Source organism: Thiocapsa sp. (assembly GCF_018399035.1).
Lineage (GTDB): Bacteria > Pseudomonadota > Gammaproteobacteria > Chromatiales > Chromatiaceae > Thiocapsa.
On sequence record NZ_CP073760.1, the window covers coordinates 1,146,141 to 1,161,106 of the forward strand.

The following is a 14,966-nucleotide window of genomic DNA, read 5'->3' on the forward strand; positions in this document are numbered from 1 at the left end:
GTCAGTGGGGAGAACGGGCCGCTTTTTTTTGCACGACCACTGAATGCCGATCCGGACGCGGTTTAAATAACCCGCGACCGGACCAGATGTTCCGCGCGTTCGCGTGCCCGCCGATCCACGTCCAGGAGGAACGCGAGATCCTGGCCCGCGACGTCCTCGTTCGGAAGAGACCCGAGCGTGTCCTCCACGACGGCGGCAATCCCGGGAAGATCGATCCGTCGGTCGAGAAAGGCGGCGACCGCGATCTCGTTGGCCGCGTTCAGGATCGCCGGCGCGGTGCCGCCTTGACGCGCAGCCTTGAAGGCCAGCCCGAGGCAGGGGAAGCGTGCAAGATCCGGCTCTTCGAAATTCAGCTGACCGACCTTGAAGAGATCCAGGGGCGCAACGCCGGCATCCAGGCGCACCGGCCAACCCAGCGCATGGGCGATCGGGGTGCGCATATCGGGATTGCCGAGCTGGGCGAGCACGGAGCCGTCTTGGTATTGAACCAAGGAGTGGATCACGCTCTGCGGGTGGACGACGACCTGGATGCGATCCGTGTCGGTCCCGAACAGCCAGCATGCCTCGATGACCTCCAGGCCCTTGTTCATCATGGTGGCCGAGTCGACCGAGATCTTGCGGCCCATCACCCAAGTCGGGTGTGCACAGGCTTGCTCGGGGGTCACCGACGCGAGTCGCTCGATCGGCCAATCGCGCAGCGGACCACCGGAGGCGGTCAAGAGGATGCGCTCCACCCCGACCGAGGGCAGGCCCTCGCAGAAGTTCGGCGGTAAACATTGGAAGATGGCGTTGTGCTCGCTGTCGATGGGCAGCAGCTCCGCGCCGCTCTCCTCCACGGCACGCATGAGCAAGGCGCCGGCCACCACCAGCGACTCCTTGTTGGCGAGCAGCAGGCGCTTGCCGGCGCGGGCGGCGGCCAGCGTCGGCGGCAGACCCGCCGCACCGACGATCGCCGCCATGACGTACTGGGTCTCGGGCATGGTCGCCACCTGCTCGAGACCCTCTACACCCGAGAGGATCTCCGGGCGCCCCGGCATGTCCGAGAGCAGCTCGCGCAAACGCCGCGCCGCCGCCTCCTCGACCATCACCGCGATCTGCGGCCGGTGGCGCCGGCATTGCTCGGCCATGCGCTCGCTGTCGCGATGCGCCGTCAAGGCGACCGCGCGAAACCGCTCGGGATGACGCGCGACGACATCGAGGGTGCTTACGCCGACCGAGCCGGTCGAGCCAAGGACAGTTACGCCGATCACGTCGTCACTCCAATCAAGGTGATACCCAGGGCAAATACGGGTGCGGCTGCCGTCAGGCTGTCGATCCGGTCAAGCATACCGCCGTGCCCCGGCAAGAGATGACTCGAGTCCTTCAGACCGCGGCGACGCTTGAGGAGACTCTCGTAGAGATCGCCGACGATCGAGATCACGACCGACACGCCGCAGACCATCAGGATCAGGAGGGTTGCCGTCGCGGTTGCGGACAGGATCCACGCGAAGGTCAGACCGCAGACGACGGCCCCGACCAGCGCCCCGTAGACGCCGACCCGCGTCTTGCCCGGACTCAACGCAGGCGCAAGCTTTGCGCGGCCACTGCCCCAGGCACGACCGACGAAATAGGCCATGGAATCGGCCGTCCACATCAGAAAGAGCAGGAAGATGACAAGTGCCGGCCCCGTGCTCGGAAGCCGATGCAGGTAGATCAGTGCCGCCCAAGGGCCGACCAGAACGAGAAAACCGGCGGCGAGCAGGGACCACTGTACGCCCTCGACCCTCGGGATCTCCTTGATCCGCGGCAGGGCAATCGCCTGACCCGTCCACCAGAGGGCACTCAGACCGAAGAACCAAGGCTGAGCCTGCGGCCAGATCCAGAGGATCGCCATCGCGGCTAGGATGGCCGTCGAATAGAGGATGCGCGGAAAGGGCCGCGTCAATCCGGCCAGCGTGCACCATTCGACGGCCGCCAACATCAAGACCCCGGCCAAGACGAGTGCGAAGGCAGGCGTCGGCAGCCAGAGGACGGCAGCGATCACGAGCGGCACCAACGCGAGTGCCGTGATGGCCCGCCGCTTCAGTGCGTTGGATGCGGGCAAGACCTCAACCCCGTCCATAAGCACTCATCGGCGCCTGCCTCTCGACCTGCTCGCCGGTCCGCCCGAAACGCCGTTGCCGACGCGCGTAATTCTCGAGCGCGCGACCATACGCGGCCGCGTCGAAGTCGGGCCACAGGAGGTCGGTGAAATACAGCTCGGCATACGCGGACTGCCACAGCACGAAATTGCTCAGACGCTGCTCCCCGCCGGTGCGAATGAAGAAGTCCGGTTCCGGGAGATCCGGAAACGACAGGCGGCTCGCGATGGCCTGCTCGTCGATCGCATCCGGATCGAGTGCCCCGCTCAGCGCATCCGCCACGAGCCGCCGGGCGGCGCTCGTAATATCCCAGCGCCCGCCGTAGTTTGCCGCCACTTGGAGATTCAGGGCCGCGTTGCCGGCGGTCAACGCTTCGGCCTCGGCGATCCGCCGCTGCAGCTTGTCGGGGAAGGCCCCGCGCTCGCCGATGATGCGCAACCGAACATCGTTCTCGTTCAGGCGGCGCACCTCACCGCGCAACGCGCTCATGAAAAGCTCCATGAGAATGTTGACCTCCGAGCGCGGCCGCTGCCAATTCTCGCTGCTGAAGGCGAAGAGGGTCAGGGTTCCGACGCCGCGGCGCACACTCTCCTCCACGATGGCGCGGACGCTTTTCACGCCCTCCCGATGACCTGCCGTGCGGGGACGATCGCGCTGCTTGGCCCAGCGGCCGTTGCCGTCCATGATGATGGCGACATGCCGAGGCACGGATGGATCCGGATCGCTCATTGCGACTGCGGGCGTTGCAATATCCACGGTGGTCGTTGTCGGGATCGCCCGCCCCGCCTCAGATCGACATCAAGTCCGCTTCTTTCTCCGCCAAGACCGCATCCACATCCTTGATGTACTGATCGGTCAACTTCTGAACCAGCTCCTGACCCCGGTGCTCGTCGTCCTCGGAGATCATCTTGTCCTTCACGAGCTCCTTCAGGTCATGGTTGGCATCGCGGCGAATGTTGCGCACGGCCACCCGCGCCTGCTCGGCCTCGTTGCGGGCGACCTTGATGAGATCGCGTCGCCGCTCTTCGGTCAGCGCCGGCATGGGGACACGAATGACGGTCCCGGCGGTGTTGGGGTTGAGCCCGAGGTCCGATTGCATGATGGCCTTCTCGACGGCCTGCACCATGTTTCGCTCCCACGGGGTCACGGCAAGCGTTCGCGCGTCCTCGGCGCTCACGTTGGCGACCTGCCGGATCGGCATTTCGGAACCGTAGTAGGAGACCATCACATGGTCCAACAGGGAGGGATGCGCCCGGCCTGTTCGGATCTTGGCCAGCTCGTGGCTCAGTGCATCGACGCTCTTGGCCATGCGCTCCGCAGCGTCCTTCTTGATGTCGTCGATCATGTTAGTTCCCGCTCACGACCAACGAGCCGACGTCTTCACCGCGGATCAACCGCAAGAGCGCACCGGGCTCGTTGATATTCATTACACGTAGTGGCATGCCGTGGTCACGACACAGCACGATGGCCGTCGTATCCATGACCTGCAGTCCTTCACGAAGCGCACGATCATAACTGATGCGGGGGTAGAAGGTCGCCCCCGGATCGATCATCGGATCGGCCGAGTAGATGCCGTCGACCTTGGTGGCCTTGATCAGCACGTCCGCACCGACCTCGATCGCACGCAGGCTGGCGGCCGAATCGGTCGTAAAAAACGGGTTGCCGGTCCCGGCGGCAAAGACGACCACGCGACCCTTGTCGAGATGCCGCATGGCGCGCCGCCGGATGTAATCCTCGCAGACCTGATTGATCTTCAGGGCCGACATCACGCGCGCCGCGACCCCCAGACGCTCGAGCGCATCCTGCATCGCCAGCCCGTTCATGACGGTTGCAAGCATCCCCATCTGATCGCCGGTCACGCGATCCATCCCCTTGGCCGCAAGACCGGCTCCGCGGAAGATGTTCCCGCCACCGATGACCAGCGCCACCTGAACACCGACCGCTGCGAGATCGCGGATCTCGCCGGCAAAGCGGTCCAGAACCTCCGGATCGATGCCGTAAGCCTCGGAGCCGACCAATGCCTCGCCGCTGAGCTTGAGCAGGATGCGTCGATAAAGAGGGGCCGTCATGGCGGGAGAACCTCGTCATGGGTTGAGTCGGAGAAGGCTGCGCGTCAATCGCGCAACCACCGGGGGCCAGTCGTTTGGATGAGGGCGTTTGGATCGCGCCGGATCGAGCGGATCGAGTCGCGCGGATCAGGTCGAGCGAACCTGCGCCATCACCTCTTCGGCGAAGTTCTCGACCTTCTTCTCGATACCCTCGCCGACCTCCACTCGGGCGAAGCGGTGGACCTTCGCACCCGCCTGCTTCAAGAGCTTCTCTACGGAGGTGTCCGGATCCTTCACGAACGGCTGACCGAGCAGGGTCACCTCTTCGAGATACTTGCGCACGCGCCCCTCGATCATCTTGTCGACGATCGCCTCGGGTTTGCCGCTGTCGAGCGCTTGCGCCTTGAAGATCTCGCGCTCTTTGGCGAGCGTCTCGGGCGGAACCTCGTCGGCCCCGAGACACAGCGGGTTGGTCGCTGCGATGTGCATCGCGATGTCGCGCCCGAGCGCCTCGTCGCCGCCGCTCATGTCGACCACGACGCCGATACGCACACCGTGACGATAGCTGTAGAGACTGCCCTCGACAGCGTCGAAGCGCACCAAGCGGCGCACCTGGACATTCTCGCCGATCTTCGTGATCAGTGCCTCGCGAGCTTGATCGACGGTGCTCGCCGGGTCGTCGCAAAGGGCCGTCGCCGACAGGGACTCGGCATCGGCCATGTCGCCGGCGAGCGCCGTCGCGGCGGTTGACTGCGCAAAGCCTAGAAAACTGGTGTCCTTCGCCACGAAATCGGTTTCGCAGTTGATCTCGACCAGGACGCCACGCTTGCCGCCCGGTGCGATCTCGATCATGACCACGCCTTCGGCGGCCGTGCGACCGGACTTTTTTGCAGCCTTCGCCTGACCGGCCTTGCGCATCGCCTCGATCGCCGCTTCGATATCGCCGTCGGACTCCACCAGCGCCTTCTTGCATTCCATCATGCCGGCGCCGGTGCGCTCCCGGAGCTCTTTCACCAATGCCGCTGTAATCGCCATCGTTTGCTTCCTCGGTCCCTCGCGGGACGACTTCGGGTTGTACTGGATGCGTTCGCACCCGAGGGCTCGGGTGCGAACGAAGCATGTAGGCGCGCCCGGATCGAAATCCGGAGCGCGCTCGGGTCGCGAAGCCGCTCTACTCGACTTCGGCAACGGCGCTCGGCGCCGACTCGCTCTCGACAGGGGCGTCGATGAAGGTGTCGCCGCGACCGACCATGGCGGCTGCCGTGTTGCGGCCGTCGAGGATCGCATCCGCCGCGCCGCTGATGTAGAGGCGCACCGCGCGGATCGCGTCGTCGTTGCCCGGGATCACGTAGTCGACCTTGCTCGGATCATTGTTGGTGTCGACCACGCCCACCACCGGGATACCGAGCTTGTTGGCTTCGGTGACGGCGATCTTCTCGTGGCCCACATCGATCACGAACATGGCGTCCGGGAGGCCCTCCATGTCCTTGATACCGCCGATGCTCTGCTCGAGCTTCGCACGCTCGCGCGCGAGACCCAGCGCTTCCTTCTTATTGAAGCGCTCGATCGTCCCTTCGGCGAACATCGTCTCGAGCTCCTTGAGACGCTTGACCGAATGCCGAATGGTCTTGAAGTTGGTCAGCATGCCGCCGAGCCAACGATGATTGACGAAGGGCATCCCGCAGCGCAGGGCCTCTTCCTGGATCGCATCGCGTGCCGCACGCTTGGTGCCGACGAAGAGGATACGGCCGCCGTTGGCCGTCAAGGAACCCATGAAATTGACGGCCTCTTGGTAGAGCGGCAGCGTCTTTTCCAGGTTCACGATATGGATTTTGTTGCGTTGCCCGAAGATGAAGGCCCCCATCTTGGGGTTCCAGTAGCGGGTCTGGTGTCCGAAATGGACGCCCGCTTCCAACATCTGGCGCATGGTCACTTCGCTCAAGGTCTTGCTTCCTGTGGTCTGGGTTGGGCCTCCACGCATCCCAAACGGCAACCTGTTCGGCAGGCACCCGGCCGGTTGTGTCGATGCGTGTGCGGACATTGTCCGGCGCCCGCGGATCGGGGCCGGTCTCGATTCGGCGTTGCTCAGCCCCCATTGTCGGGGCATGCAGCCGATCGCACGCAGGATCTCGGCAGCTCTTCGGCTCGTCGAAAGCCCGACAGCAGCCGATTTGCCGCAGCGCGCCGGGTTTTATACCATAGCGCGTTCATTATGAGCAATTACCTCAAGGTTTTCTGTGAGATCCGGACCTGATGTCGATTCAGCAACGCACGCCATGAGTGTGCCAATCAAGACCCCTGAGGCGATCGAAAAGATGCGCGTGGCAGGCCGGCTGGCGGCCGACGTTCTCGACATGATCGCCCCGCATGTCGTCCCGGGCGCAACGACGGACGAGCTCGACCGCATTTGCCACGACTATATGACGCGCGTCCAGCGGGCCATCCCGGCACCCTTGAACTACCGCGGCTTTCCCAGATCCATCTGCACCTCCGTCAACCATCAGGTCTGCCACGGGATTCCGGGCAACAAGCGCCTCAAGAAGGGCGATATCGTCAACATCGACATCACCGTCATCAAGGACGGCTATCACGGCGATACGAGCAAGATGTTTTTCGTGGGCGAGCCAAGCATCCTGGCGCGTCGGCTTGTCAGCGTCACACAACAGGCGATGCGGCTCGGCATCGCGAAGGTGCGACCCGGTGCGACCTTGGGTGACATCGGCCACGCGATTCAGCAATTCGTCGAAGCACAGGGATGCTCGGTGGTGCGCGAATATTGCGGGCACGGGATCGGTCAGGCGTTTCACGAAGAGCCGCAAGTCCTGCACTACGGCAAGCCAGGCGAGGGCTTGGTCCTGAAGGCGGGGATGTGCTTCACCGTGGAGCCGATGGTGAATGCCGGCAAACGTTTCATCAAGCTGCTACCGGACGGCTGGACGGTTGTGACCAAGGATCGCAGTCTGTCGGCACAGTGGGAGCACACGGTCCTCGTCACCGAGCAGGGGCATGAAATCCTGACCTTGCGCGCCGAGGAGCGCACCGACGAGCTCCCCGTCGAGGACGCCGAGCCGGTACGCAACAGCCTCGCCCGCCCATGAACACCGCACCGTGCCCGCACGCCTCGCCGAAGGAGGCTGTGGAGCCGAGGACGGCGCCCGATCCTATGGCGCTGATCGCCGATTGGAAACGGCGCCTCAGATCCGGGCGCGACCGACTCTTCGCAGACTTCGACCAAGGCGTACCGGTCGGGAGCCTGGTCCTGCAACGCAGTCTTCTCATCGACGACGTCCTGCGCGAGGTCTGGGACCACCACCTCGGCGAGACCGAGGACGCCGCCTTGGTCGCCGTCGGCGGATACGGTCGGCAGGAGCTCCAGCCCGCCTCCGACATCGACATCCTGGTCATCGTCGAAGCCCATGCCGACGCGCGTCTTGCCGCGCCCCTGGAAGGGCTCGTAACCTGTCTTTGGGACATCGGCCTGGAGGTCGGGCACAGCGTGCGAACCTCCGAGGAGTGTGCACGCGAGGCGGCGCACGACGTGACCGTCATGACCAACATGATGGAGGCGCGCCTGATCCGCGGCAGCAGCGCGCTGTGCTATCGGATGCGTGAGGTCGTCAGCCCGGAGCGGATGTGGGACAGCGAGCAGTTTTTCGCCGCCAAGACCCGGGAGCAGCGCACGCGGTGGCAGAAATACGGCGGCACCGCCTACAACCTCGAGCCCAATATCAAGGAAAACCCGGGCGGCTTGCGCGATATCCAGATGATCGGCTGGGTCGCCAAGCGCCACTTCAACGCAGAGACCTTGCATGAGCTGGTGGGTCACGGCTTCTTGACCGAATCCGAATACGACACGCTGATCGAAGGGCAAACACTGCTGTGGCGAATCCGCTTCGCGCTGCATCGCATCGCCGGGCGGCGCGAGGACCGCCTCCTGTTCGAGTACCAGCGGACCCTCGCCACCCGGTTCGGCTTCGAAGACGGGGCGAACAACCTCGCCGTCGAGCAGTTCATGCAGCAATACTATCGCACCGTCCAGGAGCTCAATCGGCTCAACGAGATGCTGCTGCAGTTGTTTCGCGAGGCGATCCTCCTGCATGACGACATCGGCCCCCCGGTGCCGGTCAACAAGCGCTTCCAGTCGCGCAGCGGCTATCTCGAGGTGACCTCGGCGAGCGTTTTTCAGCGCTACCCGATCGCCCTCCTCGAGATCTTTCACGTCCTTCAGGTCCACACGCAGCTCGAGGGCGTCCGTGCCAGTACCATCCGGCTGATCCGCGAGAACCGCCACCGCATCGACGATGACTTCCGCGCCGATCTGCGCGCGCGCAGTCTTTTCATGGAGATTTTGCGTCACCCGAGCGGACTCACCCATGCGATTCGCCGCATGAACCGTTACGGCGTGCTGGCCGCCTACATCCCGGCGTTCGCCAACATCGTCGGACGCATGCAGTACGACCTGCTGCACGTCTACACGGTCGACGAGCACACGCTGTCGCTCCTGCGCAATCTGCGCCGCTTCACCGTCACCAAGCACGACGACGAATTCCCGCTCTGCAGCGCGATCGCCCGGCGCATCCCCAAGCTCGAGCTGTTGTATCTGGCCGGTCTCTTCCACGACATCGCGAAGGGGCGCGGCGGGGACCATTCGCTGCTCGGTGCCGACGACGCCCGCGTCTTCTGTCGGCTCCACGGGCTGCCCGAGTTCGACAGCCGTCTCGTCGGCTGGCTGGTGGAGAAACATCTGCTGATGTCGATGACGGCCCAGCGCAAGGACATCAGCGATCCGGAGGTCATCCAAGCCTTCGCCGCCGTCGTCGGCGACACGACACGCTTGGATTATCTCTATCTGTTGACGGTGGCGGATGCCCGGGCGACCAATCCCGAGCGCTGGAACAGCTGGAAGGATGCCCTGCTGCGCGAGCTGTATCACGGGACACGCCGCGCGCTGCTGCGCGGACTCGAGAATCCTCAAGCCCAGGACGAGCTGATCCAGCAGAAACGGACCGAGGCTCGGCGCCTGGTCGCGCGCTACGGCGGAGACCCCGCCGCCTGCAATCGGCTCTGGAACAAGTTCAGCCAGGACCTGTTCCTGCATAACTCACCCGACGAGATCGCCTGGCAGACACGCCAGATCCTGGCGTGCGAGCCCGAGCAGCTGCCGCTTGTGGTCATCCGCCCGGTCACGGCGCGCGGAGGGACCGAGATCTTCATCTACACGACCGATCGCGCCAACCTCTTCGGACGCATCACCGCGCTCTTGGATCAGGTCGGTCTCAGCATCATGGATGCTCGCATCATGACCACAGACGGCGGAATGGCGGTCAACACCTACCAGGTGCTGGACCAGGACGGCAGTCCGATCCATGACCCATTGCGGATGGACGAGATTCGATCCTGCCTGGTCGCGGATCTCGTCGAAGATGCCGGAGAAGAGATCCAAGTCGCACGCTCGATGCCGAGGCGCCACCGGTATTTCCCCACGGAGACGCGCGTGACCTTTTCCACGGACGAGCCGAACCGCCGCACCATCATGCGGCTCGCCACCCTGGATCGCCCCGGCCTGCTCGCGGAGGTCGGCGCGGTCTTCCAGGATTGCGGCATCCGTCTTCAGAACGCCAAGATCGCCACGGTCGGCGCCGAGGTCGACGATGTCTTCTTCATCACCAACGACGACGAAACCCCCATCACGTGCGAGACCGCCCTATCCTGCTTGCGACGCGAGATCCACGATCGGTTGGAAGGCCATGGGACGCGCTGAACATCGCCCTGTCGCCGGACTCGGCTTGCCGACACACTGCAAGGGCACGAGACTCGGCGCCGCCGCGCTGCTCGTCGGACTCCTGTCGATCCCCGCCGCCATCGCAGCCGACGAGAGCCTCGTCGTGCCCATCCAGCCGGTCAGTCAGACCTTCGGCGAGCAACCTCCGGGGACCGCGCCGACGCCCTGGCTCGACGAGGTGCGCGCCCAACGACAAGCATGGGAGGCCAGACGGGAGGCGACGCGAAACGCCTACGAGGCGCGTCGACGGGCCACCAATCCGAGGGCGGCCGCCCAGCAGGAGGCGTGGGAAGAGAATGTGCGCCGACGACGCGCCGCGCGTCTCGAACGCATGGATCAGGAGTTCGAGATTTTTCGCAGCCTCCGTCCGGGACAGCCTCCGCTACCCTGGCCGTGGGTCACCGGGATGCCCACCCTGCCGGAGCTCGGCAGCGGTCCGACGACACCCGGCACCCCGGGCGACACGCCGATCTACGCGCCGCCCGGCTGGGACAACCATTGGTATTTCCGGGGATACTAAACCGCGTCCAGAGCGAGATGCTCACTTTCGAGTGAGTTCGAAGTTTAGTGAATCCACGACCCTTAGCGGGGGGCGCTCGAGGATGGGTCTCGGCGCATCAACCGGCCTCGATCAGCTCGAGCGCATTGCCGTCGGGATCGCGACAGAAGAGCGCGGGCCGCCCGGAGCGACTGAGGGTATAAGGAAGACCTGCGGCCTCGAGCCGCGCGGTTATCTCGTCCAGGCCGCTCACCCGCATCGCGAGATGGCGGTCTCGACCGCCGTGTGCCGGACGGCCCGCAACCGGATCCGGATTCGGCAGCTCGAGCAGGTGGATCTGCTGATCGCCCACCCAAAGCCAGGCCCCGGGGAACGACAGATCCGGGCGCTCCGGGACACGCTCGAGACCCAGAACCCCGTGATAGAAGTCGAGCGCCCGCGCGGTGTCGGCGACGATCAGACTGACATGATGGATGGAGTGAACCAGCGGCATCGGATCCCCCTCGGCATGGAGCCGGCTTGGACGTTCGCCTATACTAAACCGCGTCCTGAGTGAAATGTGACGTTTCGAGACGGACCCGACCTCGGCGCAGACCACGGCCGCGGGGAAATGCAGTGTAGACCACCAACTCAGGATGACCCGATGAACCCGGATATCGGGCGCTTGCAGCCCTACCCTTTTGAACGACTCGCAGCACTCAAGCACGGGCTCGTTCCGCCGGCCGATCGCGACCACATCGCGCTCTCCATCGGGGAGCCGAAACATCCGACCCCGGCGCTCGTCACGGATGCGCTGATCGCACACCTGCATCAGCTCGCCGTTTATCCGACGACGCGCGGCATCCCGGCCCTGCGCGAGACGATCGCGGCCTGGCTCTCGAAGCGATTCAGGCTCGGGTCGGCCGACTCGACGGGGACGAGCGCGCTCGGCATCGACCCGGACACGCAGATCCTGCCGGTGAACGGCACCCGCGAGGCACTCTTCGCCTTCGCCCAAGCCGTGATCGATCGCTCGCAGGACGCGCTGGTCTTGATGCCTAACCCCTTTTATCAGATCTACGAGGGCGCTGCCTTTCTGGCCGGTGCACAGCCGCGCTATCTCGCCTGCGAGGCGGCGAACGGTTTCGTCCCGGATTTCGAAGCAGTTGACGATGCGACCTGGCGGTCTTGCCGCCTGCTCTACATCTGCTCGCCGGGCAACCCGACCGGCGCCCTGCTTGATCAGGCGACCTATGCCCGGCTCATCGAGCTTGCGCACCGGCACGACTTCGTCATCGCCTCGGATGAATGCTACTCCGAGCTCTATCTGGACGAATCCGACCCGCCGCTCGGGTTGCTCCAGGTCTCGGCCGCCATCGGCAACACCGCATTCAGTCGCTGCATCGTCTTCCATAGCCTCTCGAAGCGATCCAACGCACCGGGTCTGCGCTCGGGATTCGTTGCGGGCGATGCGGAGCTGATCCGCGGCTTCTTCGCCTACCGGACCTATCACGGCTGCGCCATGCCCCTGCCCCACCAGCAGGCGAGCATCGCGGCCTGGAGCGACGAGACCCATGTGCGCGAGAATCGACGGCTGTATCGCGAGAAGTTCGACGCGGTCCTGGAGATCCTCGGCGACGCACTTGCGCTTGCGCCGCCGAAGGCCGGCTTCTACCTGTGGCCCGAGACACCGATCCCGGACACCGACTTCGCCGCGCGCCTCTTCGCCGAGGAGAACCTGACCGTGCTTCCCGGCCGCTTCCTGTCCCGCGTGGTCGACGGGGCCGACCCCGGAATGAACCGCATCCGGCTTGCCTTGGTCCCTCCGCTCGACGAGTGCGTGGACGCCGCGCATCGGATACGACGCTGCCTGGAGTGGATCTGATGGCCGTGTCTTTGATTGAGCCTTTCGCGCCTTTGCGATTCACATTCCCGAGACCTGCGTTCGCCGAGGTCTTCAACACGACAACAGAGAACACCCCATGAGCGACCAGCAATCCATCATTGAAGAGGCCTTCGAGCGACGCGCCGAGATCACCCCGCGCACGGTCGAAACCCGCGTGCGCGACGCCGTTCAGGACACCATCGAGCGGCTCGATCGCGGCGAGCTGCGGGTCGCCGAGAAGCGCGACGGCGATTGGGTCGTCCACGAATGGCTCAAGAAGGCGGTCCTGCTGTCGTTCCGGATCGAGGACAACGCCTTCATCAAGGGCGGTTTCACCAACTACTACGACAAGGTTCAGTCCAAGTTCGCGGACACCAACTCGCGCGAGTTCCGCGACGGCGGGGTTCGTGTCGTGCCGCCGGCGACCGCGCGCAAAGGCGCCTACATCGCGCCGAGCTGCGTGCTCATGCCCTCCTACGTCAACATCGGCGCCTATGTCGACTCGGGCACCATGGTCGACACCTGGGCGACCGTCGGCTCCTGTGCGCAGATCGGCAAGAACGTGCATCTCTCCGGCGGCGTCGGGATCGGCGGTGTGCTCGAGCCCGTGCAGGCCGCGCCGACCATCATCGAGGACAACTGCTTCATCGGCGCACGCTCGGAGGTCGTCGAAGGCGTGATCGTCGGCGAGGGTGCCGTGCTGTCGATGGGCGTCTACATCGGTCAGAGCACCAAGATCTACAACCGCGAGACCGGCGAGATCCTTTACGGCCGCGTCCCGCCCGGCGCCGTCGTCGTCCCCGGCAGTCTCCCGGCCAAGGACGGAAGTCACAGCCTCTACTGCGCCGTCATCATCAAGCAGGTCGACGAGAAGACCCGCGGAAAGGTCGGCATCAACGAGCTGCTTCGGGACATCTAAACCGCGTCCAGAGCGACATGCGTCGTTTTCATTGTTCGTTTAGCTTCGGAGATATCCTTGATCCCAGTGAGACGCGGTTTAGAATTTAAGATTTTTAATACTTTAAACCGCGCCGGCTCCGACAGTCGTCGGAGCCGGCGCGGCCAAGCCATCCACCAAATGACGCATACCGCACCGGGCGCGGTTTAAAGACGTGGTCGAGCTCTTCGGCATTCCCAACTGCGACACCATGAAGAAGGCCCGCGCCTGGCTGGATGCGCATGGTGTCGACTATCGGTTCCACGATTACAAACGCGAAGGGGTCGATGAGACCCGCTTGCGCGGCTGGGTCGAGGAGCTGGGCTGGGAGACGCTCGTGAACCGTCGGGGCACGACCTGGCGCAAGCTGCCCGAGGACGTGCGCGAGGGTATGGATGCAGAGGCCGCGATCCGGGTCATGCTCGAGACCCCGTCGATCATTCGTCGACCCATGCTCGATACGGGCGAGGTCCGGCATGCGGGTTTTTCGGAAACCGATTACGCGAGGTTGCTCGGCTGATGGCGATATCCCCGACCCTGGAGCTGGCGTGCGAGCTGATCCGCCGCCCTTCCGTCACACCCGAAGACGCGGGCTGCCAGGCCCTCATGGCCGAGCGGCTGGCCGCGATCGGTTTTCGGATCGAGGAGATGCCTTTCGGGGAGGTCGCGAACCTCTGGGCCAGACGCGGCGATGACGGCCCGCTCTTCTGCTTCGCCGGCCACACGGACGTGGTCCCGACCGGCCCAGTCGAGCAATGGGACACGGACCCCTTTGAGCCCACCATCCGTGACGGCCGTCTCTTCGGGCGCGGCGCCTGCGACATGAAGGGCTCGCTCGCGGCCATGATCACCGCGGCGGAGGCGTTCGTCGGCGATCATTCGGATCATCGCGGATCCATCGCCTTCCTGATCACGAGCGACGAGGAAGGCCCCTCGGTCGACGGGACCCGCCGCGTCGTGGAGCGCTTGGAGCAGCGCGGCGAGAAGATCCACTTCGCCTTGGTCGGCGAACCCTCGGCGCGCGAGCGCCTCGGCGACACCATCAAGAACGGTCGACGCGGGAGTCTGAACGGCGTCCTGCGGGTGCAGGGTAAACAGGGTCACGTCGCCTATCCGCACCTGGCGAAGAACCCCTTCCACGCCTGCGTCGATGCCCTTGCGGCACTCTGCGCCGAGGTCTGGGATCAGGGCAACGACCACTTCCCGCCCACCAGCTTTCAGATCGCCAACCTGAACATGGGCACAGGCGCGGAGAACGTGATCCCGGGACAGCTCGAGGTCCAGTTCAACCTGCGCTTCTCCACCGAGTTGGATCCGGAAACCATCCAGGCGCGCGTGCGCGCGATCCTCGACGCCGGTGATTTCGACTACGCGCTCGACTGGCGGCTCTCCGGGAACCCCTTCCTGACGCCGGCCGGCGAGCTGGTGGCCGCGAGCCGCGCGTCGATCGCGGCGGTCACCGGCATCCAGACCCAGCTCTCCACGAGCGGCGGTACCTCGGACGGGCGCTTCATCGGACCCACCGGCGCGCAGGTCGTCGAGCTAGGGCCGGTGAACGCCACCATCCATCAGGTCAACGAGTGCGTCGGAGTGGCGGAGCTCGACGAGCTCTCCGAGATCTACCGAGGCATCCTCGAACGTCTCTTGGCTCCGGAGTGAAACCCGGCAAGGCGGCGGTTTGGAGGATGGGTTTCGCTGCGCTCTACCGGTCGTCTG

The 14,966-nt window shown here is 64.9% G+C and carries 15 protein-coding genes; 7 read left to right on the plus strand and 8 right to left on the minus strand.

Going from position 1 to position 14,966, the window contains the following annotated elements; genetic code table 11:
* Window positions 1-62: 62 nt before the first annotated feature.
* The 7 genes from ispC to rpsB form a co-directional block, all read right to left on the minus strand.
* Window positions 63-1,250 carry a 1-deoxy-D-xylulose-5-phosphate reductoisomerase gene (gene ispC / locus KFB96_RS05225; RefSeq protein ID WP_213459577.1) on the minus strand — a complete coding sequence of 396 codons (1,188 nt, stop codon included), beginning with the start codon at window positions 1,248-1,250 and terminating at the stop codon, window positions 63-65.
* On the minus strand, window positions 1,247-2,101 hold the full coding sequence (locus KFB96_RS05230) for a phosphatidate cytidylyltransferase (RefSeq protein ID WP_213459579.1): 855 nt from the start codon (window positions 2,099-2,101) through the stop codon (window positions 1,247-1,249). Before KFB96_RS05230 ends, ispC begins: the two co-directional genes overlap by 4 nt.
* A complete protein-coding gene (gene uppS, locus KFB96_RS05235; protein ID WP_213459581.1) occupies window positions 2,088-2,849 on the minus strand; it encodes a polyprenyl diphosphate synthase in 762 nt (253 codons plus the stop codon). The genes KFB96_RS05230 and uppS overlap by 14 nt, the downstream gene beginning before the upstream one ends.
* A 58-nt stretch (window positions 2,850-2,907) precedes the next feature.
* A complete protein-coding gene (gene frr, locus KFB96_RS05240; RefSeq protein WP_213459583.1) occupies window positions 2,908-3,465 on the minus strand; it encodes a ribosome recycling factor in 558 nt (185 codons plus the stop codon).
* A 1-nt stretch (window position 3,466) separates the two neighbouring features.
* Window positions 3,467-4,189, minus strand: coding sequence for a UMP kinase (pyrH, locus tag KFB96_RS05245; RefSeq protein WP_213459585.1), 723 nt, complete (start codon window positions 4,187-4,189; stop codon window positions 3,467-3,469).
* Between the two features lie 126 nt (window positions 4,190-4,315).
* A complete protein-coding gene (gene tsf / locus KFB96_RS05250; RefSeq protein ID WP_213459587.1) occupies window positions 4,316-5,203 on the minus strand; it encodes a translation elongation factor Ts in 888 nt (295 codons plus the stop codon).
* Window positions 5,204-5,339: 136 nt separating this feature from the next.
* Window positions 5,340-6,095: a 30S ribosomal protein S2 gene (rpsB, locus tag KFB96_RS05255; protein WP_213459914.1), complete on the minus strand. Its 756-nt coding sequence runs from the start codon at window positions 6,093-6,095 to the stop codon at window positions 5,340-5,342.
* Between the two features lie 349 nt (window positions 6,096-6,444).
* On the opposite strand from rpsB, the gene map reads away from it, so the two are divergent.
* The 3 genes from map (at window position 6,445) to KFB96_RS05270 (ending at window position 10,470) form a co-directional block, all read left to right on the plus strand.
* On the plus strand, window positions 6,445-7,266 hold the full coding sequence (map, locus tag KFB96_RS05260; RefSeq protein WP_213459589.1) for a type I methionyl aminopeptidase: 822 nt from the start codon (window positions 6,445-6,447) through the stop codon (window positions 7,264-7,266).
* A gap of 65 nt (window positions 7,267-7,331) precedes the next feature.
* Window positions 7,332-9,929, plus strand: coding sequence for a [protein-PII] uridylyltransferase (glnD, locus tag KFB96_RS05265; protein ID WP_300971322.1), 2,598 nt, complete (start codon window positions 7,332-7,334; stop codon window positions 9,927-9,929).
* Window positions 9,916-10,470, plus strand: coding sequence for a hypothetical protein (locus KFB96_RS05270; RefSeq protein ID WP_213459593.1), 555 nt, complete (start codon window positions 9,916-9,918; stop codon window positions 10,468-10,470). The genes glnD and KFB96_RS05270 overlap by 14 nt, the downstream gene beginning before the upstream one ends.
* 97 nt (window positions 10,471-10,567) lie before the next feature.
* On the opposite strand, the gene KFB96_RS05275 is transcribed toward KFB96_RS05270, so the two are convergent.
* Window positions 10,568-10,942 (minus strand): VOC family protein, encoded by a 375-nt coding sequence (locus tag KFB96_RS05275; protein ID WP_213459595.1) that lies wholly within the window; start codon window positions 10,940-10,942, stop codon window positions 10,568-10,570.
* Window positions 10,943-11,092: 150 nt separating this feature from the next.
* Here KFB96_RS05275 and dapC point away from each other — a divergent pair, with 150 nt between their 5' ends.
* From dapC to dapE, 4 genes are all read left to right on the plus strand, one after another.
* Complete coding sequence (dapC, locus tag KFB96_RS05280) at window positions 11,093-12,313, plus strand: succinyldiaminopimelate transaminase (RefSeq protein ID WP_213459597.1); 1,221 nt, start codon at window positions 11,093-11,095, stop codon at window positions 12,311-12,313.
* Between the two features lie 97 nt (window positions 12,314-12,410).
* On the plus strand, window positions 12,411-13,232 hold the full coding sequence (dapD, locus tag KFB96_RS05285; protein ID WP_213459599.1) for a 2,3,4,5-tetrahydropyridine-2,6-dicarboxylate N-succinyltransferase: 822 nt from the start codon (window positions 12,411-12,413) through the stop codon (window positions 13,230-13,232).
* Between the two features lie 193 nt (window positions 13,233-13,425).
* The gene (locus KFB96_RS05290; RefSeq protein ID WP_213459601.1) at window positions 13,426-13,770 is read left to right on the plus strand and encodes an ArsC family reductase; all 345 of its coding nucleotides are present in this window, start codon (window positions 13,426-13,428) and stop codon (window positions 13,768-13,770) included.
* Window positions 13,771-13,775: 5 nt separating this feature from the next.
* Complete coding sequence (gene dapE, locus KFB96_RS05295) at window positions 13,776-14,909, plus strand: succinyl-diaminopimelate desuccinylase (RefSeq protein WP_213459916.1); 1,134 nt, start codon at window positions 13,776-13,778, stop codon at window positions 14,907-14,909.
* The last annotated feature ends 57 nt before the right edge of the window (window positions 14,910-14,966 follow it).

Bases quoted from the DNA above. Each gene is read 5' to 3' on its own strand.
- KFB96_RS05230 (WP_213459579.1), bottom strand. From the start codon at position 2,101: ATGGACGGGGTTGAGGTCTTGCCCGCATCCAACGCACTGAAGCGGCGG.
- uppS (WP_213459581.1), bottom strand. From the start codon at position 2,849: ATGAGCGATCCGGATCCATCCGTGCCTCGGCATGTCGCCATCATCATG.
- frr (WP_213459583.1), bottom strand. From the start codon at position 3,465: ATGATCGACGACATCAAGAAGGACGCTGCGGAGCGCATGGCCAAGAGC.
- pyrH (WP_213459585.1), bottom strand. From the start codon at position 4,189: ATGACGGCCCCTCTTTATCGACGCATCCTGCTCAAGCTCAGCGGCGAG.
- tsf (WP_213459587.1), bottom strand. From the start codon at position 5,203: ATGGCGATTACAGCGGCATTGGTGAAAGAGCTCCGGGAGCGCACCGGC.
- rpsB (WP_213459914.1), bottom strand. From the start codon at position 6,095: ATGCGCCAGATGTTGGAAGCGGGCGTCCATTTCGGACACCAGACCCGC.
- map (WP_213459589.1), top strand. From the start codon at position 6,445: ATGAGTGTGCCAATCAAGACCCCTGAGGCGATCGAAAAGATGCGCGTG.
- glnD (WP_300971322.1), top strand. From the start codon at position 7,332: ATGGCGCTGATCGCCGATTGGAAACGGCGCCTCAGATCCGGGCGCGAC.
- KFB96_RS05270 (WP_213459593.1), top strand. From the start codon at position 9,916: ATGGGACGCGCTGAACATCGCCCTGTCGCCGGACTCGGCTTGCCGACA.
- KFB96_RS05275 (WP_213459595.1), bottom strand. From the start codon at position 10,942: ATGCCGCTGGTTCACTCCATCCATCATGTCAGTCTGATCGTCGCCGAC.
- dapC (WP_213459597.1), top strand. From the start codon at position 11,093: ATGAACCCGGATATCGGGCGCTTGCAGCCCTACCCTTTTGAACGACTC.
- dapD (WP_213459599.1), top strand. From the start codon at position 12,411: ATGAGCGACCAGCAATCCATCATTGAAGAGGCCTTCGAGCGACGCGCC.